This is a genomic window from Chthoniobacterales bacterium, from assembly GCA_018883245.1.
Taxonomy (GTDB): domain Bacteria; phylum Verrucomicrobiota; class Verrucomicrobiia; order Chthoniobacterales; family JACTMZ01; genus JACTMZ01.
Genome location: VEQL01000010.1, coordinates 1 through 18,170, shown reverse-complemented (window position 1 = coordinate 18,170; position 18,170 = coordinate 1). Strand labels below are relative to the sequence as shown.

Annotated in this window: 22 protein-coding genes; all 22 read right to left on the bottom strand. The window is 60.4% G+C overall.

The features are described 5' to 3' along the window. Positions 1-2: 2 nt before the first annotated feature. The gene (locus FGM15_05360) at positions 3-809 is read right to left on the bottom strand and encodes a hypothetical protein (protein MBU3665291.1); all 807 of its coding nucleotides are present in this window, start codon (positions 807-809) and stop codon (positions 3-5) included. Next, positions 806-3,451, bottom strand: a complete 2,646-nt coding sequence (locus FGM15_05355) for a hypothetical protein (protein MBU3665290.1) — start codon at positions 3,449-3,451, stop codon at positions 806-808. Before FGM15_05355 ends, FGM15_05360 begins: the two co-directional genes overlap by 4 nt. An 18-nt stretch (positions 3,452-3,469) precedes the next feature. After that, entirely contained in the window at positions 3,470-3,652 is a 183-nt protein-coding gene (locus FGM15_05350; protein ID MBU3665289.1) for a hypothetical protein, read from the bottom strand. After that, positions 3,649-4,647 carry a hypothetical protein gene (locus FGM15_05345; GenBank protein ID MBU3665288.1) on the bottom strand — a complete coding sequence of 333 codons (999 nt, stop codon included), beginning with the start codon at positions 4,645-4,647 and terminating at the stop codon, positions 3,649-3,651. The genes FGM15_05350 and FGM15_05345 overlap by 4 nt, the downstream gene beginning before the upstream one ends. Next, positions 4,644-5,219, bottom strand: a complete 576-nt coding sequence (locus tag FGM15_05340) for a hypothetical protein (GenBank protein MBU3665287.1) — start codon at positions 5,217-5,219, stop codon at positions 4,644-4,646. Before FGM15_05340 ends, FGM15_05345 begins: the two co-directional genes overlap by 4 nt. After that, entirely contained in the window at positions 5,212-5,946 is a 735-nt protein-coding gene (locus FGM15_05335; GenBank protein MBU3665286.1) for a hypothetical protein, read from the bottom strand. Before FGM15_05335 ends, FGM15_05340 begins: the two co-directional genes overlap by 8 nt. An 11-nt stretch (positions 5,947-5,957) precedes the next feature. Further along, positions 5,958-8,675: a hypothetical protein gene (locus tag FGM15_05330; protein ID MBU3665285.1), complete on the bottom strand. Its 2,718-nt coding sequence runs from the start codon at positions 8,673-8,675 to the stop codon at positions 5,958-5,960. Further along, positions 8,672-9,418, bottom strand: coding sequence for a hypothetical protein (locus FGM15_05325; protein MBU3665284.1), 747 nt, complete (start codon positions 9,416-9,418; stop codon positions 8,672-8,674). The genes FGM15_05330 and FGM15_05325 overlap by 4 nt, the downstream gene beginning before the upstream one ends. Then, a complete protein-coding gene (locus tag FGM15_05320; protein MBU3665283.1) occupies positions 9,402-9,602 on the bottom strand; it encodes a hypothetical protein in 201 nt (66 codons plus the stop codon). The genes FGM15_05325 and FGM15_05320 overlap by 17 nt, the downstream gene beginning before the upstream one ends. Positions 9,603-9,634: 32 nt before the next feature. Beyond that, the gene (locus FGM15_05315; protein ID MBU3665282.1) at positions 9,635-10,063 is read right to left on the bottom strand and encodes a hypothetical protein; all 429 of its coding nucleotides are present in this window, start codon (positions 10,061-10,063) and stop codon (positions 9,635-9,637) included. Beyond that, positions 10,053-10,580 carry a hypothetical protein gene (locus FGM15_05310; GenBank protein MBU3665281.1) on the bottom strand — a complete coding sequence of 176 codons (528 nt, stop codon included), beginning with the start codon at positions 10,578-10,580 and terminating at the stop codon, positions 10,053-10,055. Before FGM15_05310 ends, FGM15_05315 begins: the two co-directional genes overlap by 11 nt. A gap of 30 nt (positions 10,581-10,610) precedes the next feature. Then, on the bottom strand, positions 10,611-10,937 hold the full coding sequence (locus tag FGM15_05305; GenBank protein ID MBU3665280.1) for a hypothetical protein: 327 nt from the start codon (positions 10,935-10,937) through the stop codon (positions 10,611-10,613). Beyond that, positions 10,937-11,257 carry a hypothetical protein gene (locus FGM15_05300; protein ID MBU3665279.1) on the bottom strand — a complete coding sequence of 107 codons (321 nt, stop codon included), beginning with the start codon at positions 11,255-11,257 and terminating at the stop codon, positions 10,937-10,939. The genes FGM15_05305 and FGM15_05300 overlap by 1 nt, the downstream gene beginning before the upstream one ends. Positions 11,258-11,273: 16 nt before the next feature. Further along, entirely contained in the window at positions 11,274-11,519 is a 246-nt protein-coding gene (locus tag FGM15_05295) for a hypothetical protein (protein MBU3665278.1), read from the bottom strand. Positions 11,520-11,536: 17 nt separating this feature from the next. Further along, positions 11,537-11,905 (bottom strand): hypothetical protein, encoded by a 369-nt coding sequence (locus FGM15_05290; protein ID MBU3665277.1) that lies wholly within the window; start codon positions 11,903-11,905, stop codon positions 11,537-11,539. Next, on the bottom strand, positions 11,902-12,207 hold the full coding sequence (locus tag FGM15_05285; GenBank protein MBU3665276.1) for a hypothetical protein: 306 nt from the start codon (positions 12,205-12,207) through the stop codon (positions 11,902-11,904). Before FGM15_05285 ends, FGM15_05290 begins: the two co-directional genes overlap by 4 nt. Before the next feature lie 108 nt (positions 12,208-12,315). After that, positions 12,316-13,212 (bottom strand): hypothetical protein, encoded by an 897-nt coding sequence (locus tag FGM15_05280; GenBank protein MBU3665275.1) that lies wholly within the window; start codon positions 13,210-13,212, stop codon positions 12,316-12,318. A 5-nt stretch (positions 13,213-13,217) separates the two neighbouring features. Further along, positions 13,218-14,525 carry a hypothetical protein gene (locus tag FGM15_05275; GenBank protein MBU3665274.1) on the bottom strand — a complete coding sequence of 436 codons (1,308 nt, stop codon included), beginning with the start codon at positions 14,523-14,525 and terminating at the stop codon, positions 13,218-13,220. Positions 14,526-14,528: 3 nt separating this feature from the next. Beyond that, a complete protein-coding gene (locus tag FGM15_05270) occupies positions 14,529-15,944 on the bottom strand; it encodes a phage portal protein (protein MBU3665273.1) in 1,416 nt (471 codons plus the stop codon). Beyond that, on the bottom strand, positions 15,941-16,192 hold the full coding sequence (locus FGM15_05265) for a hypothetical protein (GenBank protein MBU3665272.1): 252 nt from the start codon (positions 16,190-16,192) through the stop codon (positions 15,941-15,943). Before FGM15_05265 ends, FGM15_05270 begins: the two co-directional genes overlap by 4 nt. Before the next feature lie 19 nt (positions 16,193-16,211). After that, entirely contained in the window at positions 16,212-16,733 is a 522-nt protein-coding gene (locus FGM15_05260) for a hypothetical protein (protein MBU3665271.1), read from the bottom strand. Beyond that, positions 16,730-18,170 (bottom strand): hypothetical protein (locus FGM15_05255; protein ID MBU3665270.1); only part of this gene is annotated, 1,441 nt, incomplete at its 5' end. The genes FGM15_05255 and FGM15_05260, both read right to left, overlap by 4 nt.

Sequence of the window (18,170 nt, the reverse complement as noted above, 5' to 3'; positions counted from 1 at the left end):
GATTATTCCAAGATTTCGGGTTCGGGATGAGTCGCGTAATAGGCGATGAAGCCGCGCGGGTCGGGCACCTCGTTTTCTGTGTCAAAGCACGAGAGGCGCACACGCAGCACAAATTCCGTGGTGAGTGGCAATGTCTCGGCGGGGGCTGCCACGGTTTTGCCGTAGCGTCCCACGGCACCTGTCCAATACTCGCCGCTTGTGCCTACATCGCGGTAGAGCGACACCTCGAATCGGTGGCGGGCCACCACGTCGGTGACATGCACCTGCTGGTCGATCAGCGGTGTGCGCCACGTGTAGCCCTGCAGGTTCGGCCCGATGGGAGAGGGTTCCACATCGGCTGAGCGGTCTCCGATTTCCCAGACCACGTTCCACACCGCGTCCGTGTTGTTGTTGAACATGCGGAAGTCGAAATCGCGCAAGAAGCTCCAGCGCTCGCGCAAGGGCAGGGAAACCGGAGTGAAGGCGAAGGTGTAGAGCGTGCGCTCGAACACCTCGGGATAAAACGAGTTGGTCTGCCTGTAGCGGCGCACGCGATACCAGAGCCGCCCGTCGCTGGCCACGAATTGTCCGGGAGTGGCGCGCTGCGCGGGCCATGATCCGAATGCCGGAAGCGACGTGCCGGTTCCGGTGATGCGAAGCACGCTGTTGGGCTCCGGCGCGGGCAGTGGCGCGGTCGTTGTGACCTCGGTTGTGGGATCAGTCACGGATGGGGCGAAGTCGGTGACGGTCGCATCGTGCACGGCGGGCAAGAGCCCGAGCGCAGGCGATGGCAGGCTGTCCACTTTGGTAATGCCTCCGGTGATAATCACACGGTCACCTCCAATTTTGTTTGCGGCATGATCATGGCGATTTGCCCGCGCACGGGCGCATCACCGGTCTGCGTGTCATCCACATCGAAAGCGGCAAGCCGCAGCCGCAGCACGGCAGGGGTGGAAAATCCCTCGCCGGCGGTGCTCTTGCCGTAGGTTGTCCAGTTTGATGCGCCCACGCCGTCCTCATTCTTGATGCGCAGGCTCCAGCGCATGGATTCCAGCGCGGGAGAAATGGCGATTTTCGTCTGTCCGAGGAGCACGGTGTTGATGCCGCTGCCCATGAGGGCACCGCTCTGCATTTCCACCGCCTCGCATTTGAGGATGGACTGCGCGGCCAGATTTACCTGCGGCATGTCCTTTGCCGCCGCATCGAAGAACTCGCCGATTAGGCGCATGCGAAGCTCTCCGGTCACCTCCAGCGTCGAATCCCGGGGGAACTGCTCCGGTCCGATGTATAGGCGCCACAGCTCGCGCTCGAACTCCAACGGGTAGTAGATGTTTCCGCCCTCGGATTTGACCCGGTAGTAGGAGCCTTTGCTGAAGCCAAAGAGCGCCTGTGCCGGAACGCTCTGGTCACGGCGCCCGAAATCGCCGGGCAGGATGAGTTCCTCTTGGGAGTTGTTGCGATACACGGTTGGCGCTGCGGATGCGGGCAGCACGGTTGTGTCGGTAATGGTGGAGGTCTGGATCGCCTGCAGGAGTATCGGTAGTCTCGTGCTGGACTTGCGCGGCCAGAGTGCAGGATCGGCGGTCACCTCGGGAATTTCCGGTTCTATCACGTTGCCCAGTGCGTCCTTCCTTGGTGCGGAACCAGTTTGCGCCGCCCTTCCGATTGCCGGGATCACGGCGCGATAGACCACGTTGGATGCGAGGGCGTCAGGATCGCGCTTGGAGGTTGCCTTCTCCTGCTGTTTCTTCTCCTCTTCGCTTGCCACGGTAGTGCCCGTCGGGGCTTGCGGCGGATCGGTGGGCGTTTTTTCCGCGACCAACTGGGAGCTGAGCGTGATGTTCTCCTGCTCGCCTCCGATGAGATTTAGATCGGGCAGAACCTCACCGAAGGCCGGCACGCTATAGGCGGCAGGCTTCGCCGCAGCCGATGCGCTTGCCGCGCCCGGACGTGGCAGCATGAGTTCAAGGTCGGCAACACGGCGCCCGAGGTCCTCGATGATTGAATCAAGGCCGACGACTTGCGCAATCATGTGGGTGTGGATGTTCTGAGCGGTGACCGGACCCGCCGTGCTAATCGTGACGGCAAGACTCGCGGCGGGGACGGGCTCTGCGAACGTGAGCACCAGCTCGTTGTCGCTGGCGAACTCTGCCGAGTAGCTATCCGGCGAAACGAGGAGGTTTGTTCCGCCGTTCTCGCGCACGGTGACGTGAAGCGCCGAGGTGCCGAGGTTGTGCGGGAAGCTGTATTGATTGTCCGTGCCGTTTCCGAACGAACTCACGTAGTGCTGGTTTCCCGTAATGACTTGGCTCGGGGTGAACGGCACATAGTCCTTTGGCGACGGTTCGCGCAGCCAACCCACGTTCTGCAATCCGGTGAGGCCCGGGAAAAGGACTGCGCGCTTCAGACGCACAGATGACTGGATTTTCACCGTGCGGTAGGCCGCGTTCAGGTCGTCGTCGCCAGTGGCCGTGTCGTCGAGCACATCGAACTCGATTTCGAGGGGCACATCTGCGATTTCCGGCGACGAGCGCAGCGCGGTCCACACCTCCGAGGAATTCAGATCGAGTTCAACTGTTGGGTCGCCGGGTGGTGCCGAAGCCACAATCGCTTGGAGCTGCTCCACGTCGGTGCCTAGATACCACTCGCCGCCGAAGGTAATGAGCGCCTGGCCGGTTGTGGGATTTGTCACGCTCACCGAGCGATCCGGCCCGATCTGCGCGAGCATCTTGTTGAGTGCGGTCTGGATTTCCGTTGGACCGTCGGCCAGATCGAGGATGTCGGTGCGGTAGTAGCCCTCGAGCTTGAGTTGGTAGGAGCCGCGGAAGTCGGGCGGAATGGTGAGTTGCTGGATCTCGGGATAGGCAAAAAGGCCGTCCGGGCTGGTGTAACCGTCTTGGATGGTGGTCACAAACGGCGCCAGTGGCAGAACTCGCTGCGATGAATCCGTGTGGGCTAGAGGCGCCTGGACCAGGCGGAGTTCGTGCATCCACTCGTTGTTGACCTCGTAGGCGAAAACGCGACCGAAGCTCGTGGGGAAAAGCGCGTTGTGCACCACGCTGAGATCAAGTTTCCGTCCGTCCTCGCAACGGATGAGGTAGCTGCCGTCCTCGTAAGTGACCTCGACTCCGGCGGGAATCGTGGCCAATGGGGCGAGTGCGGCCTTCACTTGGGCGGCCGTGGAGTTGTGCGGCAGGATCGCGCTGGTATTGAGCGAGCTTGTCGTTCCGCTCCCGACTTTGAGTGCGAAGCTGCCGCGCGCTGGTCGTTGGTCGAGAAACCCTACTGATGCCCGAGCGGCACGGATTTTCGGATAAGTTTCCGTGGGTGTGCTGCTGCCGATTCGCTGGAGGAATCTGAACGACATCGCGAGAGTGTCACCCGCGGTGAGCGACGGGAATGTGAAGGTGTCTCCCGCTGTGCTTGTCGAGAGAACCCTGCGGGTCAGGTCGGCAAATAGGAGCTGGCGCATTTACCAGCACGCAGCTTGTCAAAGCTCGGTTTCCGGCGGCGCGTCGCTGTAGTAGGTGATGCCGAAAGTTTGCGGAGAGAAGGCAATCACATAGTAGGGAAACTTCGGATTGAGCCTGATTTCCTGATTGGAGGAGGCGAACTCCTTTTCCCGCTCGGCTTTGAGCCGCGCCATTTTGTTGAGTCCGTATTTCTCGGTCATGCGTTCCAGAAAACGCCTTCGTTTGTGGTGGAGTTGAAAAGCACCTCGGCGATGCGCTGGATTTCGGCCTCTTGGGCGGCGTGGAGCGCTGCCGGGGCCAGCGTGTATCGCGAGGTTAGGGCAAAGAGCCCCGCCACGCCGCCAAGCTGCGGAATGTTCACCGGCATTGCGTTCCTTGCCTTATGGGCAAGGTTCCAGAAGCACTTGTTCTGCACGTATGGCCACCAGTTGTCATCCGGCTTGTCTCCAGCCTGGCCCTCCGGAGATAGCAAGTAGCACGTGGCAATGAGGATTTTGTCCAAGCCGTCATCGCCCACGGCGCCGGAAAGTCGGGTTGCCAAGTCCAATGGAAGCTTTTCCTCCATGATTGGCGCTTGGTTCAGTCGTGCACGTGCTCCGAACACATCCAACGATCTCGTGTCGTAGACCACCGAGTATTCGACCAATGAACCAAGCACGATGTTGTTGGTGATGGTCGGCGTCATTGAATAGGTGGCGCGTGCCACGGTGACGAAGATGTCGAATGCCACCAGACTGCGGGTGCCGGGATCGGTGTCCAATTCGGCCAGATTGAAGTTGTCGAAGTTGGCCAATGTCACATCCGGTGCTTTCACCTGCTTGACTCCGAGCTTTTTGAAAAAGGCCGGAACCGCGCTTCCGTCGGACCCGACTGGGCGTGTTGCTCCCACGGGAATCCATCCGGCATCGATCAAACCGAGATCCTGCGGCTTTGGGTTTTCCTTTGTTGGAGGCGGTGCCGTGCCGGGCACCAGAGGATCGAATCCATTGACGAAACCGGCCTTCACCGTGAAGTGCCATTTGCCGTTGATCCAGCAAAGCATGACCGACCACGGATGACGCCACTGCCCCACATCTTCCGCGAGAGACACGGTGGTTTCCTTGGCGCGGTGGATCAGCACGCCCGGACCCGCCTGCGCATGAAGCGCTCCTGCTGCCTTCAGTGCGGTATTCCAAGCCGTGGCCAATACCTTCATGCCGGGATGAAGAAGTGCCTGTTGTCGCGAAAGGCATGGCGAAGCGAGAAGTAGGAGATTTGCCGTGCGCCAATCGAACCGTTCTTGAGCTTGATGAGCATTGCCACCGGATGTCTTCCTTTGAACTTGTCGTCGGTTGCCGCAGTGCCCCCTGTGACCATGATCACGGCCTCCGGGTTCTTCTCGTCGATGCGCTTGGTTGCCTCATTGATGGTGACTTCCACGTAAACCCATGCCCGCCCGTCATTGAACTCCGAGGGCATGGGCAATGTCGGCGGGGAATCGCCCGCTTTTCCGCTGATTTTCACGCCGTCAATGGTCGGCTCGATCCCGTTCACGTAGCCCGCACCGACGATGAGTTCGTTGTCGTTGACCGGAGTGACGTAGAACGCCCCTACAAATGTCTGCGTTGGCACAGCCGCTTTGATGACTGTGCCTGTCTCCGACTTGATGAGGCGGATGCCCCGCCCTGCGGCGAGTTGCTGGCTTTTGAGCCACGGGAGAAACTTTGCCAGCCGTGGTTTGATGCGTTGGCCCGGACGCGCGAGAAGTTCTTCGAGTTCCTTAACCATCCAATGATTCGTAGATGTCTCTGGCGGCCTCTTTGGCGCCGGAGGATTTCTCGCCCGAGAGCATCCAGCGCCTTGTCACCTCCCACTGCTGACCTTTCTGGGTGACAACCGGAGGCAGCGTGAGCCAGAAGCGGTTGCCGGGTGAGGGGAGATTGCCCGGCGGGTTGTCGGTGATTCGACCCACGCTGGCGAACACGTCGCCGGGTATGGACGAGTAAACGCGCTTTTGCGACCACACGCCACCGAGTGCAAAGTATTCGCGCACTCCTCGCATTGGGTTGTCCATGAAGTTGGCTGAACCGCCGCTGCCGCCGAGTCCGCCCCCGGAGCCTGTTCCTTGAGGGATGTATTTTCCCCACGTGACCTCTTCGTTCTCGTCGAGAGTGCCGTAGTATTTCTTGAGCAGGTCGGCAAACTTCGGGTGTGTGCGAATGTCGGCCTGCTCGAAAGACGGCGACCAGTCATAGACGGTGCGATTTTCGTCGTCTCCGCCCCCGCCGCCACCGCCGCCCCCGCCGCCATCACTGCCCATGACTCCCTCGAAGACAGCGCTTGCAATGAACTTGCCGCTGTCCTCCTGACGCACGTCGTATCCCGTGCGCTTTGCTCCGTTGAACGAATCCGGAATTGCCCCTATGGCTTCGGAGAGGGTTTCTCCGTAGTAAGGCACACGAATGGTGACCGCACCGGTCTTCTCGCAGCTCAAAGAAAGTCCTGCCAGTTGCATGGTTATTACGCTTAGTCGAAAGCCTCGGCGTAGAAACGGCGTGGCGGGTTGGCCAGCAAGCTGCGGATGTCCGCGAGCAAACGGTTTGATTCCGCCTGCTTGCGCACCATTTCCTGCTGCGGTTGGCGGTCTTCGCCGAAGAAGCGTCCGCCGAGACCGACTTGGCGGAATGAATCTGCGACTTGCACAGGTGGTCGGGTAGCTGCGCCTCCAGATTCCTGGCGTAGTTGCTCCAACTCCGCCTGCTTGCGTCCGATCTCCGCTGCCGTGGCGGGGTCTTCTCCCTGGGCCTCTAATTGCTTGGCCACTTCACCCGCGCGCTTCTCCTGCTCGAGGGCTTTCACGCGCTCCTTATCCCCGGATGCTTCGGCAGCCACCTTCTCGGCCTCCAACATTAAGTCGCTGCGCATTTCGGCGAGTTGCTTTTGCTGCTCGGCGCGTCGTGTCTCCTCCTCGGACTGCCGCTTTTTGACTGCGAGCAACTTCTCCTCGATGGCCACAAGTTCCAAGAGTCGCTCCTTTTCGGCATCGGTAAGGTCTGCGCGTGCATTCTGTTCATTGATGTAGTCGGAGAGAGCCTGTGCGCTGGAAGATCCAGCCTGGCTGAGAAGTTTGCGCTCGGCATCGTCCGGGACCATGGCGTCCAATGCTGATTGTGCCCCCTTTTCGTCGCGTGCCTTCATAGTGCGTTCGAGTTCCTTGGCGAGTTCCTCAGCCCGCTGTTTACTTTCTGCCAAAGCCTGTGCGCGGGCTTTTTCGGCTGCATTCGCCGCAATGTATGCCTGAGGAATGTTTGCCAGCGTTTGCTTTTGGCGCTCTATCCAGCCCACTTGCTGCGAAAGCTGTTCCGCCACGGCGGCCAAGGCGTCATCGTCGAGGTTTTCAAACTCGTCGTTGAGATTTCCCAACCTGCGGCGTGTCTCTTCGACCTGGGAATCTAACTCTGCCATCAGGCTCTGACGTTCCTCCTCGCTCGATACCGCTTTTATCTTGGTCGCGTTGCCCGTGAGCAGGCGGGAGCTTTCATCACCCACGTTCTTTTGTGCCCGCGTGCCTTCTTGCATGCGGTTGAACTTTCCCATGACGGCCTCTATCGCCATGCCAATGGCCACGATGGCTGCACCGATGCCGGTTGAAATAAGCGCACCCTTCATGGCCACACCGGCTGCACGTGATGATGCAACCATTCCTGTGAAAGCGGAGCGTGCAGCCACGCCGACAGATGCCAGAGCAGCACGTGTCATGCCCATCGATGATGTGATTGCAGCCGCACTGCCTGCCGCAGCAGCTCGTGCTGAAACGGTCATGGTGGCAAAGGCGGCACGGGCGCTGGCGGCAAATGAAGCCAGCGTTGCGCGGGGGCTGGCCATGGCGGCGGAGACCGATGTGGCGGTGCCTGTCACCGACGAAGATATGGCTGTGGCTGTGGCGCGGGCTGAGGCACCCATGTTGACCATGGAGGCGCGGATCGATGCTGCCATTGAAACCATGGATGCTTGCGACCTCTGCGCAGCAGCGGAAACCGATGAGCTTACGGCTGCAGCTGCCTGTTGCGCGGAAGCTGTGACCGCTGCGAACGATGTGCGCGCGGCAACTCCGAGGGATGCTATGGCAGCGCGGGGATTTGTCATGGCTGCGGTGAGCGGGGCCAGCGCGGTGGCCAATGGAGTAAACGCTGCCCGGAGGTTCATTGAAATCGGCCCCATTGCGGCCGCCGAAGCCGCCGCGCGTTGGGCATCGCCAGCCACAGTCGAAAATGCCGCACGGGCTGTTGCGCCCATGGAAACCAGATTCGCCCGGGCCGAAGCCACGGCTGCTGACATCGACGCCATGGCCGCGGGGACTTGGCCGCCGGCAGTTATCACGGCCTGCGTGAGGCCGGATCTGCTGGCGAAGATAGCCGCGCCGAAGGTGGCAAACAGAGGTATGAGCGACTGCATCGACTTGGCCATGGAGAAAAAGCTGTTTGCCATTTGTCCCACGGATTGACCGATGCCGGTGAAATCCATCTTGGAAAGTTCCTCGAAGACGCCGAGGCCCGTTACCTCCGACATGAATCCGACAAAGAACTGATTCACCTTGCCGCCGAGGGCTTCGATTGCATCGCTGACCGAATCGAAACGCGCAGCGTTGGCCTGGAGCACGTTTCCGAGTTCGCCGACTTGTGCAGATGCAGTTTGAAACGCCTTGGGGTCGCGCAAGAACGCGAGCATCTCCACGCCGGAGCGCCCGAAAAGTTTGATGGCTGCCGCCGCACGGTCGGCTGGGTCGGGGATGGCGCTGATAACACGCGAGAGTTCGGTGAACTGGTCCTGCAGCGGCATCCGGCTCAGGGCCAAGGTATTTATCCCCAGTTCTTCCAGAACGCCTTTTGTTGTGACGCCGTCCTCGTTTACACCGGCCAGCGCTTTCTGAAAGCGAGCGATCATTGGTCCTGCAGCCTCCGCACCCATGCCTGCATTTTGCAGGGCTTGCCTGAGCACAACCAACTCGCTCACGCTGGCACCAGTCGAAGCGCTTAGGTCGCTTAGCTGGCCACCGAGATCCAGTGCTCCTTTCATCTGTGACATCACGGAGCTCACTCCGGCCATGGCGGCTCGTGCTGCAACGAATGCTCCGGTTATCCCCGCAGTGACGACCTGCAGATTGCGGATCTGGCGTTGCACGTTGCCGATGGCCCCAAGAAATGGCGCAGCATTAAGCTGCATGTCGGCGCGAATCGTGCTCATCGTCTGAATCCGGCCGAGCGGCCCGCCTTGCGCAGGATGTTGTCGACGGCGCGGTCAAGGGCGTTGGCCTGCACATCGAGAGCCCATTGGATTCGCCGCTTGAGTCCTGCAACTTTTGCCGCAAAGCCCACAATGTTTTCCATGCGGATATGCACCTTGGTGCGCGTCACGGTGACTGCGCATTTTCCTCCTCCGGTTCCGTGGCGCACGATCCATGCGGGAAGCCTTGTGCCGAGCTTTTCTGCCGAGGCATTCCATCCGGCTGCGAGCATTCCGACTTTCTTGAGCACATCGTTCGCGTAGGCCTTCTTTCGTGCGGCCAGAACCACGGCTCGGATGTTTGCCACGGCCCGCCTGCCACCGCGCACGCGCCCATTTCGACGGCGGTTGGCGTAGTGCCAACCTTTGATGCTCGGCACAGCCACGTCAGTTGGTTCGATCAGCGTCTTTCCAAGCTTGGTCTTCATTTCACTGATTCCCTGCTGGCGCATGGCGTTGAACTTGCGAAAGAGGCTTGGACTCAAGCCCACGAAGATGCTGTTCAAATCGCCCTTGATTGCGGCTTCGCCCCGCTTCTTGGATTCGGAGTCGAGCTTGCCTGTGGACGGGGGAGTGACGCTCGCGGCCCGCTTAATGAAATTTCGCGCAGCGGAGCGCAAAACCTCTTCGCTGTCCTTGAGTGTGGCAAGTTGGTAGGTGCGCATGGCCGCCTCCAGCCGCCGTGTATCAAAGCGGATCGTCATCGTCTTGAGGTGCAGAGTCAAAAAACGCTCTCAGCGGTTTCAATACAGCCGTATCTATTTCAGCGCGACGCACCGTCCAGACGTCGTTGGCCCGCAGGTTTGCGTGCTCGTAGGCAATCAGCCTTGCCAGCGGGAGTTCCCAGAGAATGAACGACTCCGACCATCCAGTGGCTTTGGCCAGCATGAAGACGCGCGAAGCGATCCATGCCGGCTCAATCAGTTTGGGGGTGGGGACTCCGGATCGCCCTTGGCGGGCTTTGGTTCCACATCAAATCTCACCGAAGCGAGTATTTCCCGGCTTTGCTCCAGTGCAGACTTTGCCCCGAGAAGCACGGCGAACGGAAGATTCTCACCCCACTCCAGCACGGCTTGCTGCCAAAGCGCCGGATTAAGTGCCATGCGTCGCACGGTTTGCAGAGGGGCGCAGTGGATATAGAGAAATGCCAGCAACTCGAACTCTCCGAGGTCCTCTATTGGTCTGTTGTCGATGAGAGCGCGGTAAACGCGGTTATTGGTCAGCACGCATATCGATGCGCTGCCGCCCGTCATTGGTCGCATTACCACATTCTCGGCTAGTTCCGCATTTTCCGGCGCCACGACCGATGACATTGCGGCCGCTTCGCGTTGCATAGTTTCAGTGTCCATAAACCTCCGTACAAATGGCCTCGATCTCCTCGGGGCCGAAGTTTGCTTTTTGCAAGAGTCGCCGTCCCTTGTTCTCGTCGCCGCCCATGACCAGATACGCCGTAGAGCGTCCGCGGCGGAATGCCACCAGTGGGCGTTTGTCCCGGATGCTGCGCACCAGCCTTCGGTAAGCTTCGAGGGCTTGGGCCATGTAGGCAATTGGGTGATCCGGGTTGGCGCGCTGCCACGCGGAATCCTTCATCCGCCGGATAACTTGCCCCGTGGTGAGGGATTCGGGCGGGAAATCCGGCCTAAACTCCACGGTTGTTTCCTCCAAGTTCCAAGCCGTCACCGTTTTCGGCGTGGCCTCTTCGGTTTCGATGATCCGGTTGAAATCGTAGATGGCGACTCCTGCAACTGCTGCTCCCGCAACGGCTGCTGTGTCAGCGCTGGCCACCGCCGCGCGGCGAGATGCGGCATCGTCGTTTGTTCCGGCGATTGTGTCTTTTACGATGTGGTAAATGCTCGGCTGCGTCATGAGGGTAAATGATCAGTGAGCTGCTTGTGCTCAGGTAGAGCTTGGGGCGTTCTGGAAGCTCACATTTGTTTCATCGAAGTCGTCTTGGTTCTGGGTGTGAGTCCTCTCGGTGACGATGGTCGTGCCGCCCGAGACGAGGGAAATTGCGGTGTCGAGATTGCCTCCGACTTCGTCTCCGGAGGTTCCCAGGATTGTGACGCTGCCGGAAATCATGGGATCGAAAGCTTGGGCCGCGGCAAAACCGCCGTCCTTGTTCTTTCGCACCACCTCACTGAGGCTTTTTTCCACCTCGAGGTTTTGCACCATGGTGTCGCTGGCCGAAGCTACGCCGATTTCGAGTGAAGCTGAGATTGGCATTAGAGTGATTCGTATCCTTTGTAGGTCACAGTTCCTTCGGGCGCTCCGTCGTTGGATTCGCTGATTTTTGCGCTCACCAATTTCAAGGTGCCTTCGCTAAACGCACCGGCGGCGACTACTGCGAGGCTGGGGGAGCCGATCACATCGAGCGTCACCTCCGTGGTCTTGAGCTTTCCGGCCAACAGCTTTTTGGTGACGCCGGTCTCGTCGCGGTAGTTGTAGGTATCGACCGACTCTTTTGTCGTCGCAGTCTTCACCGCCGTGTCGCTTGGTGCCGAAGTGCCGGATGGAAGGGGTCCGATGCCAAATGTCGCGGGCATGACTTGGTTCGGCGTGTCAACTGTGCGCGACGAGTGTTTTCTCCGTCGGCGCTTGGATTGCGGCTGCTTTTTCCGCCTTTTCCTTGAAGGCGAAACTTTCTGCCACGCCCCGGGCTGTCCAAATTTCGACGCGTCCTGCTTCGTGGTCGCCGGAGCGCATGGCCATGTGCAAGCGTGCTTTGGCCGCATCCAATGGCTCAGGTCCGTGGCTAACCTTGGTTTGCTGCCCAGTTGGCGTGAACATCGTGATGGCCGTCTGCATGTCCCAAAGGTGGAGTGTCAATTTGCGGCGAGGCCCACGGTCAGCGTTTCCCGGGTTAGCCAATAGTGATCCTCTCGGTCGTTCGCCTGCTCGTTGCGGAAGTGACCGCGCACCGGCGCAGGCACTGTTTGCAAGGCTTCGGACACCTGCTGCCAGTAACCTGAGTGAACCTGCGCCGACTGGTCCAGGGCATGCGTGCGCAGCGTGACAACGACGGTGCCACGATAAAAACCCGCGCCGAGGTGTTGGCACTCGTCACAGGAAACGACAACGAATGATTTCTCCTGCGGAAGATCCTCGGCGGAAAGCCCGGTAAGAACCGGGATGAGCAAGGCGCCTGCAATGTGGCCGGCGTAAGCCGCTTCCATCGCTGCGGTCGGACTCATACGGGCTCCATGGTCAGAATGACCAAAGGGTGCGGCGGACGTGAGACGAGGCGGATTACCCGGAAATGCTTGTCGTCGTAGGTGACCAGCGTGCCAACCACGGGTTTTGAAACAAGCCAGTCGCTGCGCAGCATCTTCACAGTGAAGTTGCCTGCGCTGTTGAAGCCGCCGGCCTCAAGCTCCAGGGAAAGCTCCGGTTCGGCCACCAGCGCAGAAAAATGCCTGTCGTTGATGCGGATCGGCTTGCCGAACTCGGCAAAGATCTCGACCACATCTGCGGCCATTTCATCGAAGATCGTCACGCCCGAGCTGGCGGTGTCAAAGTTGCTCAGGTTACGCCGGCGTAACCCTAAACGAAAACCCCTCCCGCGTTTCCACGAGAGGGGCTGCCGCTGTTGCCGTGCCCCGGACTAGGAAGGTTTGACCAGGCGGCGGATGCCCTGGCTCATCGCTGCTTTGTAGCCGTAAAGGCATTCGACGGTGACGAAGATTCGGTTCGAGCTGGTTTCGGTGTAGCGCAGGTAACCGAAGGTGAGGCCGGTCTCCGGATCGGTGACTGCACCCGCCTCTTCGTATTCGGCGACAGGAACCAGGTAGCGCATGGCGATAGCCATACCGCTCGGATGGGCCGCGAAGCCGACCAGATCCTCGCCGTTGTCGGGCAGGATGGTGGACGGAAACACGTCGAATCCGGCGATGCGCCGCAACTGCGCTTCAATCACGCCCGGAGTGGAAAGCGGGAGAATGAAGCTCTTGTTGACCACGTCATCGGTGAGGATGTTGGTGTAGTAGGCATCGTCGAGGATGAGGGCGCGATCGGTTATAGGCATCTTGACCGCGCTGCACGCCTCGCGAATTTCCAATGTCTTGCGGTAGGTGAAATCGGTGGCCGCAAAAGGAGGGATCGCGGGCGCCCCGAAGTTGGCCGCGGTGATTTCGGACAGGACGTCAGTAAGCACGTCCTCGGCCAACTGCTTGACCGCCGAAATGACGAGGTTGTCCAAGATCGGCAGTGCCGTCTCGGCCGCCTCGCGGGCGGTCACGTGAACCGTTTTGTATTTGTGACGGTTGAGGACGACCGGAACGACGGAAATGGTGGAGTCCGCGTTGAGGGTGTAGTTGCCGGTGAAGTCACTGGACTGGCTCGGTGCACCGATGACCGGGACGCGCACGGTGTCGAGCTTGTCGGCCGGTTCGGGGCTGAAGTTGGTCGAGAAGGCACGCAGGGGCGTGAGCCCCGACATGAACGGCTGGAGCGCGTTCTGCGCGACCTTGATGTCTCTGACGTTGGTGAGGGTGTTTGCCATGGTGATTACTTGTTAGAGGCTGCGAGGATGGTCGCTTTCTGTTGCGAGGTGAGCTGACGCCAGAAGGTGGTTTGCTCGGCGGGGTCGGTGATCGCGGCAAATTGCTCGGTGATACTTGGAGCCTTTGGTGCTTGCGGCTCGACAGATGCCGTGACGTTGGCCGGGGCCTGGTTGCCGGTCTCGGCAACGATTTCCGCGGCTCGTGCGGCCGCGCGTTTTTCAAGGTCCTGCTCGTGCGCCTCGAGGTCCTTGTTGCGGCTGGTGACGGATTCGATCGTCTGGCGGGCGGTGGCCAGGTCGCTGGCCAGTTGCTCGCGCTCGGCGCCGACCGCGGCGAGTTCCTGGGAGAGGGCCTCGGACTTGGCGGTGAGGGAGGTGATTTGATCGTTGGCCTCGGTTAGCAGAGATTCCTGTGCCTTGGCGTCTTCGGTGAGTTTGGCCAAGGAAGCCCGTGCTTCGGCCAATTCGGTTTCGAGTATGGTCGTGTCCATGGCCTCCGCTGCCGTGTCAACTTCGCGCACGTGAAGTTCGCGCAAACGGGCCATCACTTGGGCTCTGCCGTCGACCATGCCGCTCATGTTGAGGCGCATGGCGCGCCGACCGCTGAAGGTCTGGCCTTCCATCGCCTCGTCGGGAATTTTGCGTCCGCGGTATAGGACAGCCGTGCGGAAGTCGGCGGCAATTTCCTCGACCTCGCTCTGCAGCCAGTCTTTCTGCTCTTCGGTGAGCGAAGTGCCCGGAGTTCCGGCGCTTTTGAATTTGCCCGCCGCAAAAACTTCCATTTTGAGTCCGGCTTTGGCGAAGGCTTCGCTGGAGTCGACCACCGGCAATATCACGCCAATGGAGCCGACTCGGGCGCTGGGTGTCGCGTAGACCGCATCGCACTGGCTGGCGACCCAGTAGGCTGCCGAGCACATTTGGCCGGCGCTGAAAGCGTAGACCGTCTTGGCCTTTGAAGCTGCGGCAACCGCAGCTGCCAGTTCAGGAGTTCCGTTGACCGATCCGCCCGGGCTGTCGATGTCCAGAACGATGGCCTGCACATCCTCGCGCTCGGCGGCCTCGTTGACCGCCGCCATGACCTCCTCGGTGTCGGTGGCCCCAAAGACCAGTTGGTCGATGACGTCCGGGTTGCGCATCATCGGGCCGCGCAGAAGCACGGTGCCGATACCGCCTTCCACAGACAGGAGCTGCGACTCGGTGCGGAGCGTGGTCGGAACGCCTTCTTTGAAAAACGACTGGGCCGCGCTGTAGATGACCCCGAAGGCCTCGGGAGTGATCAGCCACGGCTGCTTGTGCAGCTGACTCAAGTTCACGGCCTAAGCCGCAATGTCAACTTTGGCGGCCTCGCCGGCGGGCTTCCACAGCATCTCCGGAGGCACGCCGTATTTGGCGGCCGTTTCCATGATGAGCTTGGCATCTTGAGCCCGGCGCTCGAGTTCCTCGCGGAAATCGGCGCCGAGTTCCTGGAAGTGATCGGTCAGAGTCTTGAGCCCCATCTCGACATCCGAGCGGTTCTGCTGTGCCTCGCGCCCTGCATCGACGGTGATGCGTCTGGGTGTTGTGCAGGAGATCCGCCACCAGTTTGGCAGTGGCGCCAGTAGTCCATGCTCGATGGCATCGGCGATGACAAAGGCCCACACCGGTTCGATCAGGCGGCGGATCAAGATCAGTTGGCGGAAGGAAAAGCGCCGATCGGCCTTGGCCACGATGAGCCGCACGCCAGCGCCTCCGACCGAACTTGAATCGGCGGCGAATTCGTAAGGCAAAACTCCAAGGGCCGAGTCGCGACGCAGGTGGTTCAGAAATCCCGTGAACGTGGGACTTGGACGATTGGAGACAAAAGTGTCGATGGATTCGTCAGGCTGCAGGGCCACGATTTTGCCGCCCATGATTTTTTGGAGGCTGGCGGGATCAGATGGCACGGCCGTGTCGGTCGGCGTGCCCAGGGAAAAGTCTGTGGAGTCATCGAGAAGTTCGGCCCGCGCAGTCTTCAGCACGCGCGCGATGTCGGCGTTGTCTTTGACCGCGTGCTTTTCCAAGGCCAGCAACTCCATCTCGTCGAGCACATGGTTGATGGAGTGCTGAATTGTCGGGGCGTTGCGCACAGAACTTGCCGACTCGGGCTCGAAAATGTGCAGCACGGATTCGGCGTTCACGTCGCGTGTGCCGGAATCCTCGAGAATGCGGTAGAAACGGGGCGAGCCATCTTGAGCCAGTCCCACGCCGTCCACCGTCTCGTCTGTTTCGTCGCCGATGCGATGGGATTCGATGAGCTGAAGTTTCGGGCGGCCACCTTGCCGCACTTTCATCACGAAGTATTCGCCGTCGATGTCGATGCCCCGGCAGATGAGCGACTGGCACTCCTCGAAGCTGAAGCGGCCAGTGACCTCGCAGCGCGAGGACCACCTGCGGAAATACTCCTCGGCCTGTTCGTTCCATTCGGGGCTGTTGCTCTGGGCTTGCGGCTGGATGCCGTCTCCGGTCGAGTAGATGGCCATATTGGCCACGATTTCGCGAACAAAGCCCGAATTGCGATGGAGGTAGCGGGAGCGCCGAACCAACTCACGGCGCACGTAAGGCGTGAGGTCGAGTTTGCCATCGCGGGGCACCGCGCCCGGCACGATGCCGCGGCGACGGGAAAAGTTCGCCGCATCGTAGGGAGAGGCCCAGGCCTTGGGCTGAAGCAAGGGCGGCAAAAGAAGCGAGGCAACCTGACGGAGTTTACTGATCATCGGTCAATGAAGGCGATGCGCGACTGGCCGATGCGGGCCGCTGGCGGATAAGATGCCGGAGCGAGCTTTCGCAGAGCCGACTGGCAGGCCGCGATCACGGTGTGGATCTCGTCGATGCGGCGCTTGGTGGCCGAGGAACCCGAGTCCGACCAACTGGCGAGAGTTTTGGTCAGTTCGGCTTTGTGGATGGAGAGGATTTCCTCCACCTCGGCGCGGGTGAACCCGATGGTGTAGTCGACAGTGGCCACCTTGAGCGCAAGGCCGGTGTCAAAGTTCGGTGATGCGGACGTAGGAGCGCACCAGTCGCGTCGGGCGGATTTTTCGCCAGACTCCGTCGCCCGAGCTGCTATCGCGATCGCCCTTTCCGTTGGTGTTGCCCTCAACAGTGATGATTTGATCCGAATCTGCCGACTGGTCCCTGATCACGATGCCGATGTGGCTGAAATCGAAGACTGCCAAGTCGCCAGCCAATGCGCGAGCTGAGCGCCCCAAGACGGGCAGGTTTTTGTCCTTTGCCCAGCGGATGAAATCGAAAGCAGCGGCGGTTTTCGGGCGCCATGCATTCAGGGGTTTATCGTTGCGCAACGATAAACCCTCTCTGACGGACAGATCTTCGAGCCACTTTTTGATAACCCAACACACAAATGCCGCGCACCACGGCCATGGGGCCGGCTTGAGCCACGTGGCGGACTGGTATTCGACAATTTTGGGACCGCGGTTGTTGCCGCCTACTTCACGGACTCCGATTTCTGCTGCTGCAATATTGGCGAGTTTTTTGCGAAGGCTCATGCCTCCGGTTCGGAGTCAACTTGAGCGTCTCCGGGTGGAGTGAACTCGCGGCCGATCATTTTCAGCATGACCGCCGCCACCACCTGCATGCATTCGCAGTCCCAGTAATGGTTCGGGCGCTGGCCGATTTGCTTCCAGCGCCATGTGCCGTTGACGTTGACCCGGTGCTCGCTCTCCATCTGGCCGAGGTAGTCGTCGTCGATGTCGTCCGGGACTTCCCAAGTCGGACCCTTCTCGGGGTTCTGATTGCGGCGGAGGCGTGAAAGGATGTCCTTCACGTTGAGGTTGGACCAGTAGAAGACCGATGCCTTCTTTTCGGCCGACAAAAGGACGCGTCGGCGAGGGGAGTAGAAGCGGTGGATGGCCCGGTTGCCCGAAAGCTTGTGGGAGAAGGTGGAGCGCTTGTCGCCGATGAGCGCGGTCCAGCCGTGGTCGGCGCAGTGGCGATACACTTCGTAGGCGTTGTGACCCGCGTCGAGAAAGACGAGGTTCGGATGGATGGCAAATCGCTCCTGCATAGTAGCGATGTCCTCGAAGGTGAGGATTTTCTCGTTCCACATGAGGCGGGATGAACCGGTGGCGCTCCATGAGCGAACGACGGCAAAGAGGTGATCCAGTTGCACGTCCACGGTCAGAATTCGCAGGAAGGCAGCGGTCTGAGCCGGTTCCGCCGGGCCGGGCACGATCTTGCCGGCTTTGCTCATGACGGCCTCGTCCTCCCAAACCTCGCCCCTGCGATATCCGGTGCGCTCGATCTCCAACTTGTAGTCATCAGCCATTTCCCGCCACGGGATGGCTAGGCGCTTTTGGTAGAACTGCTTGAGCGAGCTGAAATCGCCATGGCGCGCTGTGGCCTTGGCGCGCAGGTAGAGTTCGGCCAGAACGCCCCAGCTTTGGGAGCACAGTGCGTTCCAATGAAAGCCCGCATTTTCTGTCGATGCCTTCGGATTGGCGGCCACGTATTTGCCGCTGGCATTGAGTTCGCGGCGTTGGCGCTCGGTGTCCTCAAATGCCCGGCTGCATCCGGAGCAAAGGAGCACGGTCGTCTGGCGCACGGCCTGATAGTCCCAGTTGTCGTTCTCGTCGCGCGCCGACTTGCTCCACTCCACGTTTTCCCAGGAGAAGGGCTGGCGAAGAGAGCAGGTCGGGCAGGCGAAGGTCCATTGCCGCTGGTCGGTGGTCTCAAACTTGCGCTGCGTGTCGTCGCCCTCCTCGCCGGCCTGCGACATAAAAACGCATTTGCCGAGCCATCCGAAAGCGGTGACACGGGCCTCGGCCTCGGCCATGTGACCCGCCGGCCAGCGCCAGGTTTCATCGCCGATCAGCCAGCGGATCGAGCGTCGTTGGAGGTTTGTCTTGTTGTGCGCCCCGAGCACCCAGAGCGTCATGCCGTTGCGGAAATGAATCGTGTTGTTCTTTTTCTTGTGGCGGTTGCGC

Excerpts from the sequence above, each read along its gene's own strand:
- FGM15_05355 (MBU3665290.1), bottom strand. The coding sequence starts at position 3,451 with ATGCGCCAGCTCCTATTTGCCGACCTGACCCGCAGGGTTCTCTCGACA.
- FGM15_05350 (MBU3665289.1), bottom strand. The coding sequence starts at position 3,652 with ATGACCGAGAAATACGGACTCAACAAAATGGCGCGGCTCAAAGCCGAG.
- FGM15_05345 (MBU3665288.1), bottom strand. The coding sequence starts at position 4,647 with ATGAAGGTATTGGCCACGGCTTGGAATACCGCACTGAAGGCAGCAGGA.
- FGM15_05340 (MBU3665287.1), bottom strand. The coding sequence starts at position 5,219 with ATGGTTAAGGAACTCGAAGAACTTCTCGCGCGTCCGGGCCAACGCATC.
- FGM15_05335 (MBU3665286.1), bottom strand. The coding sequence starts at position 5,946 with ATGCAACTGGCAGGACTTTCTTTGAGCTGCGAGAAGACCGGTGCGGTC.
- FGM15_05330 (MBU3665285.1), bottom strand. The coding sequence starts at position 8,675 with ATGAGCACGATTCGCGCCGACATGCAGCTTAATGCTGCGCCATTTCTT.
- FGM15_05325 (MBU3665284.1), bottom strand. The coding sequence starts at position 9,418 with ATGACGATCCGCTTTGATACACGGCGGCTGGAGGCGGCCATGCGCACC.
- FGM15_05320 (MBU3665283.1), bottom strand. The coding sequence starts at position 9,602 with ATGCTGGCCAAAGCCACTGGATGGTCGGAGTCGTTCATTCTCTGGGAA.
- FGM15_05315 (MBU3665282.1), bottom strand. The coding sequence starts at position 10,063 with ATGGACACTGAAACTATGCAACGCGAAGCGGCCGCAATGTCATCGGTC.
- FGM15_05310 (MBU3665281.1), bottom strand. The coding sequence starts at position 10,580 with ATGACGCAGCCGAGCATTTACCACATCGTAAAAGACACAATCGCCGGA.
- FGM15_05305 (MBU3665280.1), bottom strand. The coding sequence starts at position 10,937 with ATGCCAATCTCAGCTTCACTCGAAATCGGCGTAGCTTCGGCCAGCGAC.
- FGM15_05300 (MBU3665279.1), bottom strand. The coding sequence starts at position 11,257 with ATGCCCGCGACATTTGGCATCGGACCCCTTCCATCCGGCACTTCGGCA.
- FGM15_05295 (MBU3665278.1), bottom strand. The coding sequence starts at position 11,519 with ATGCAGACGGCCATCACGATGTTCACGCCAACTGGGCAGCAAACCAAG.
- FGM15_05290 (MBU3665277.1), bottom strand. The coding sequence starts at position 11,905 with ATGAGTCCGACCGCAGCGATGGAAGCGGCTTACGCCGGCCACATTGCA.
- FGM15_05280 (MBU3665275.1), bottom strand. The coding sequence starts at position 13,212 with ATGGCAAACACCCTCACCAACGTCAGAGACATCAAGGTCGCGCAGAAC.
- FGM15_05270 (MBU3665273.1), bottom strand. The coding sequence starts at position 15,944 with ATGATCAGTAAACTCCGTCAGGTTGCCTCGCTTCTTTTGCCGCCCTTG.
- FGM15_05260 (MBU3665271.1), bottom strand. The coding sequence starts at position 16,733 with ATGAGCCTTCGCAAAAAACTCGCCAATATTGCAGCAGCAGAAATCGGA.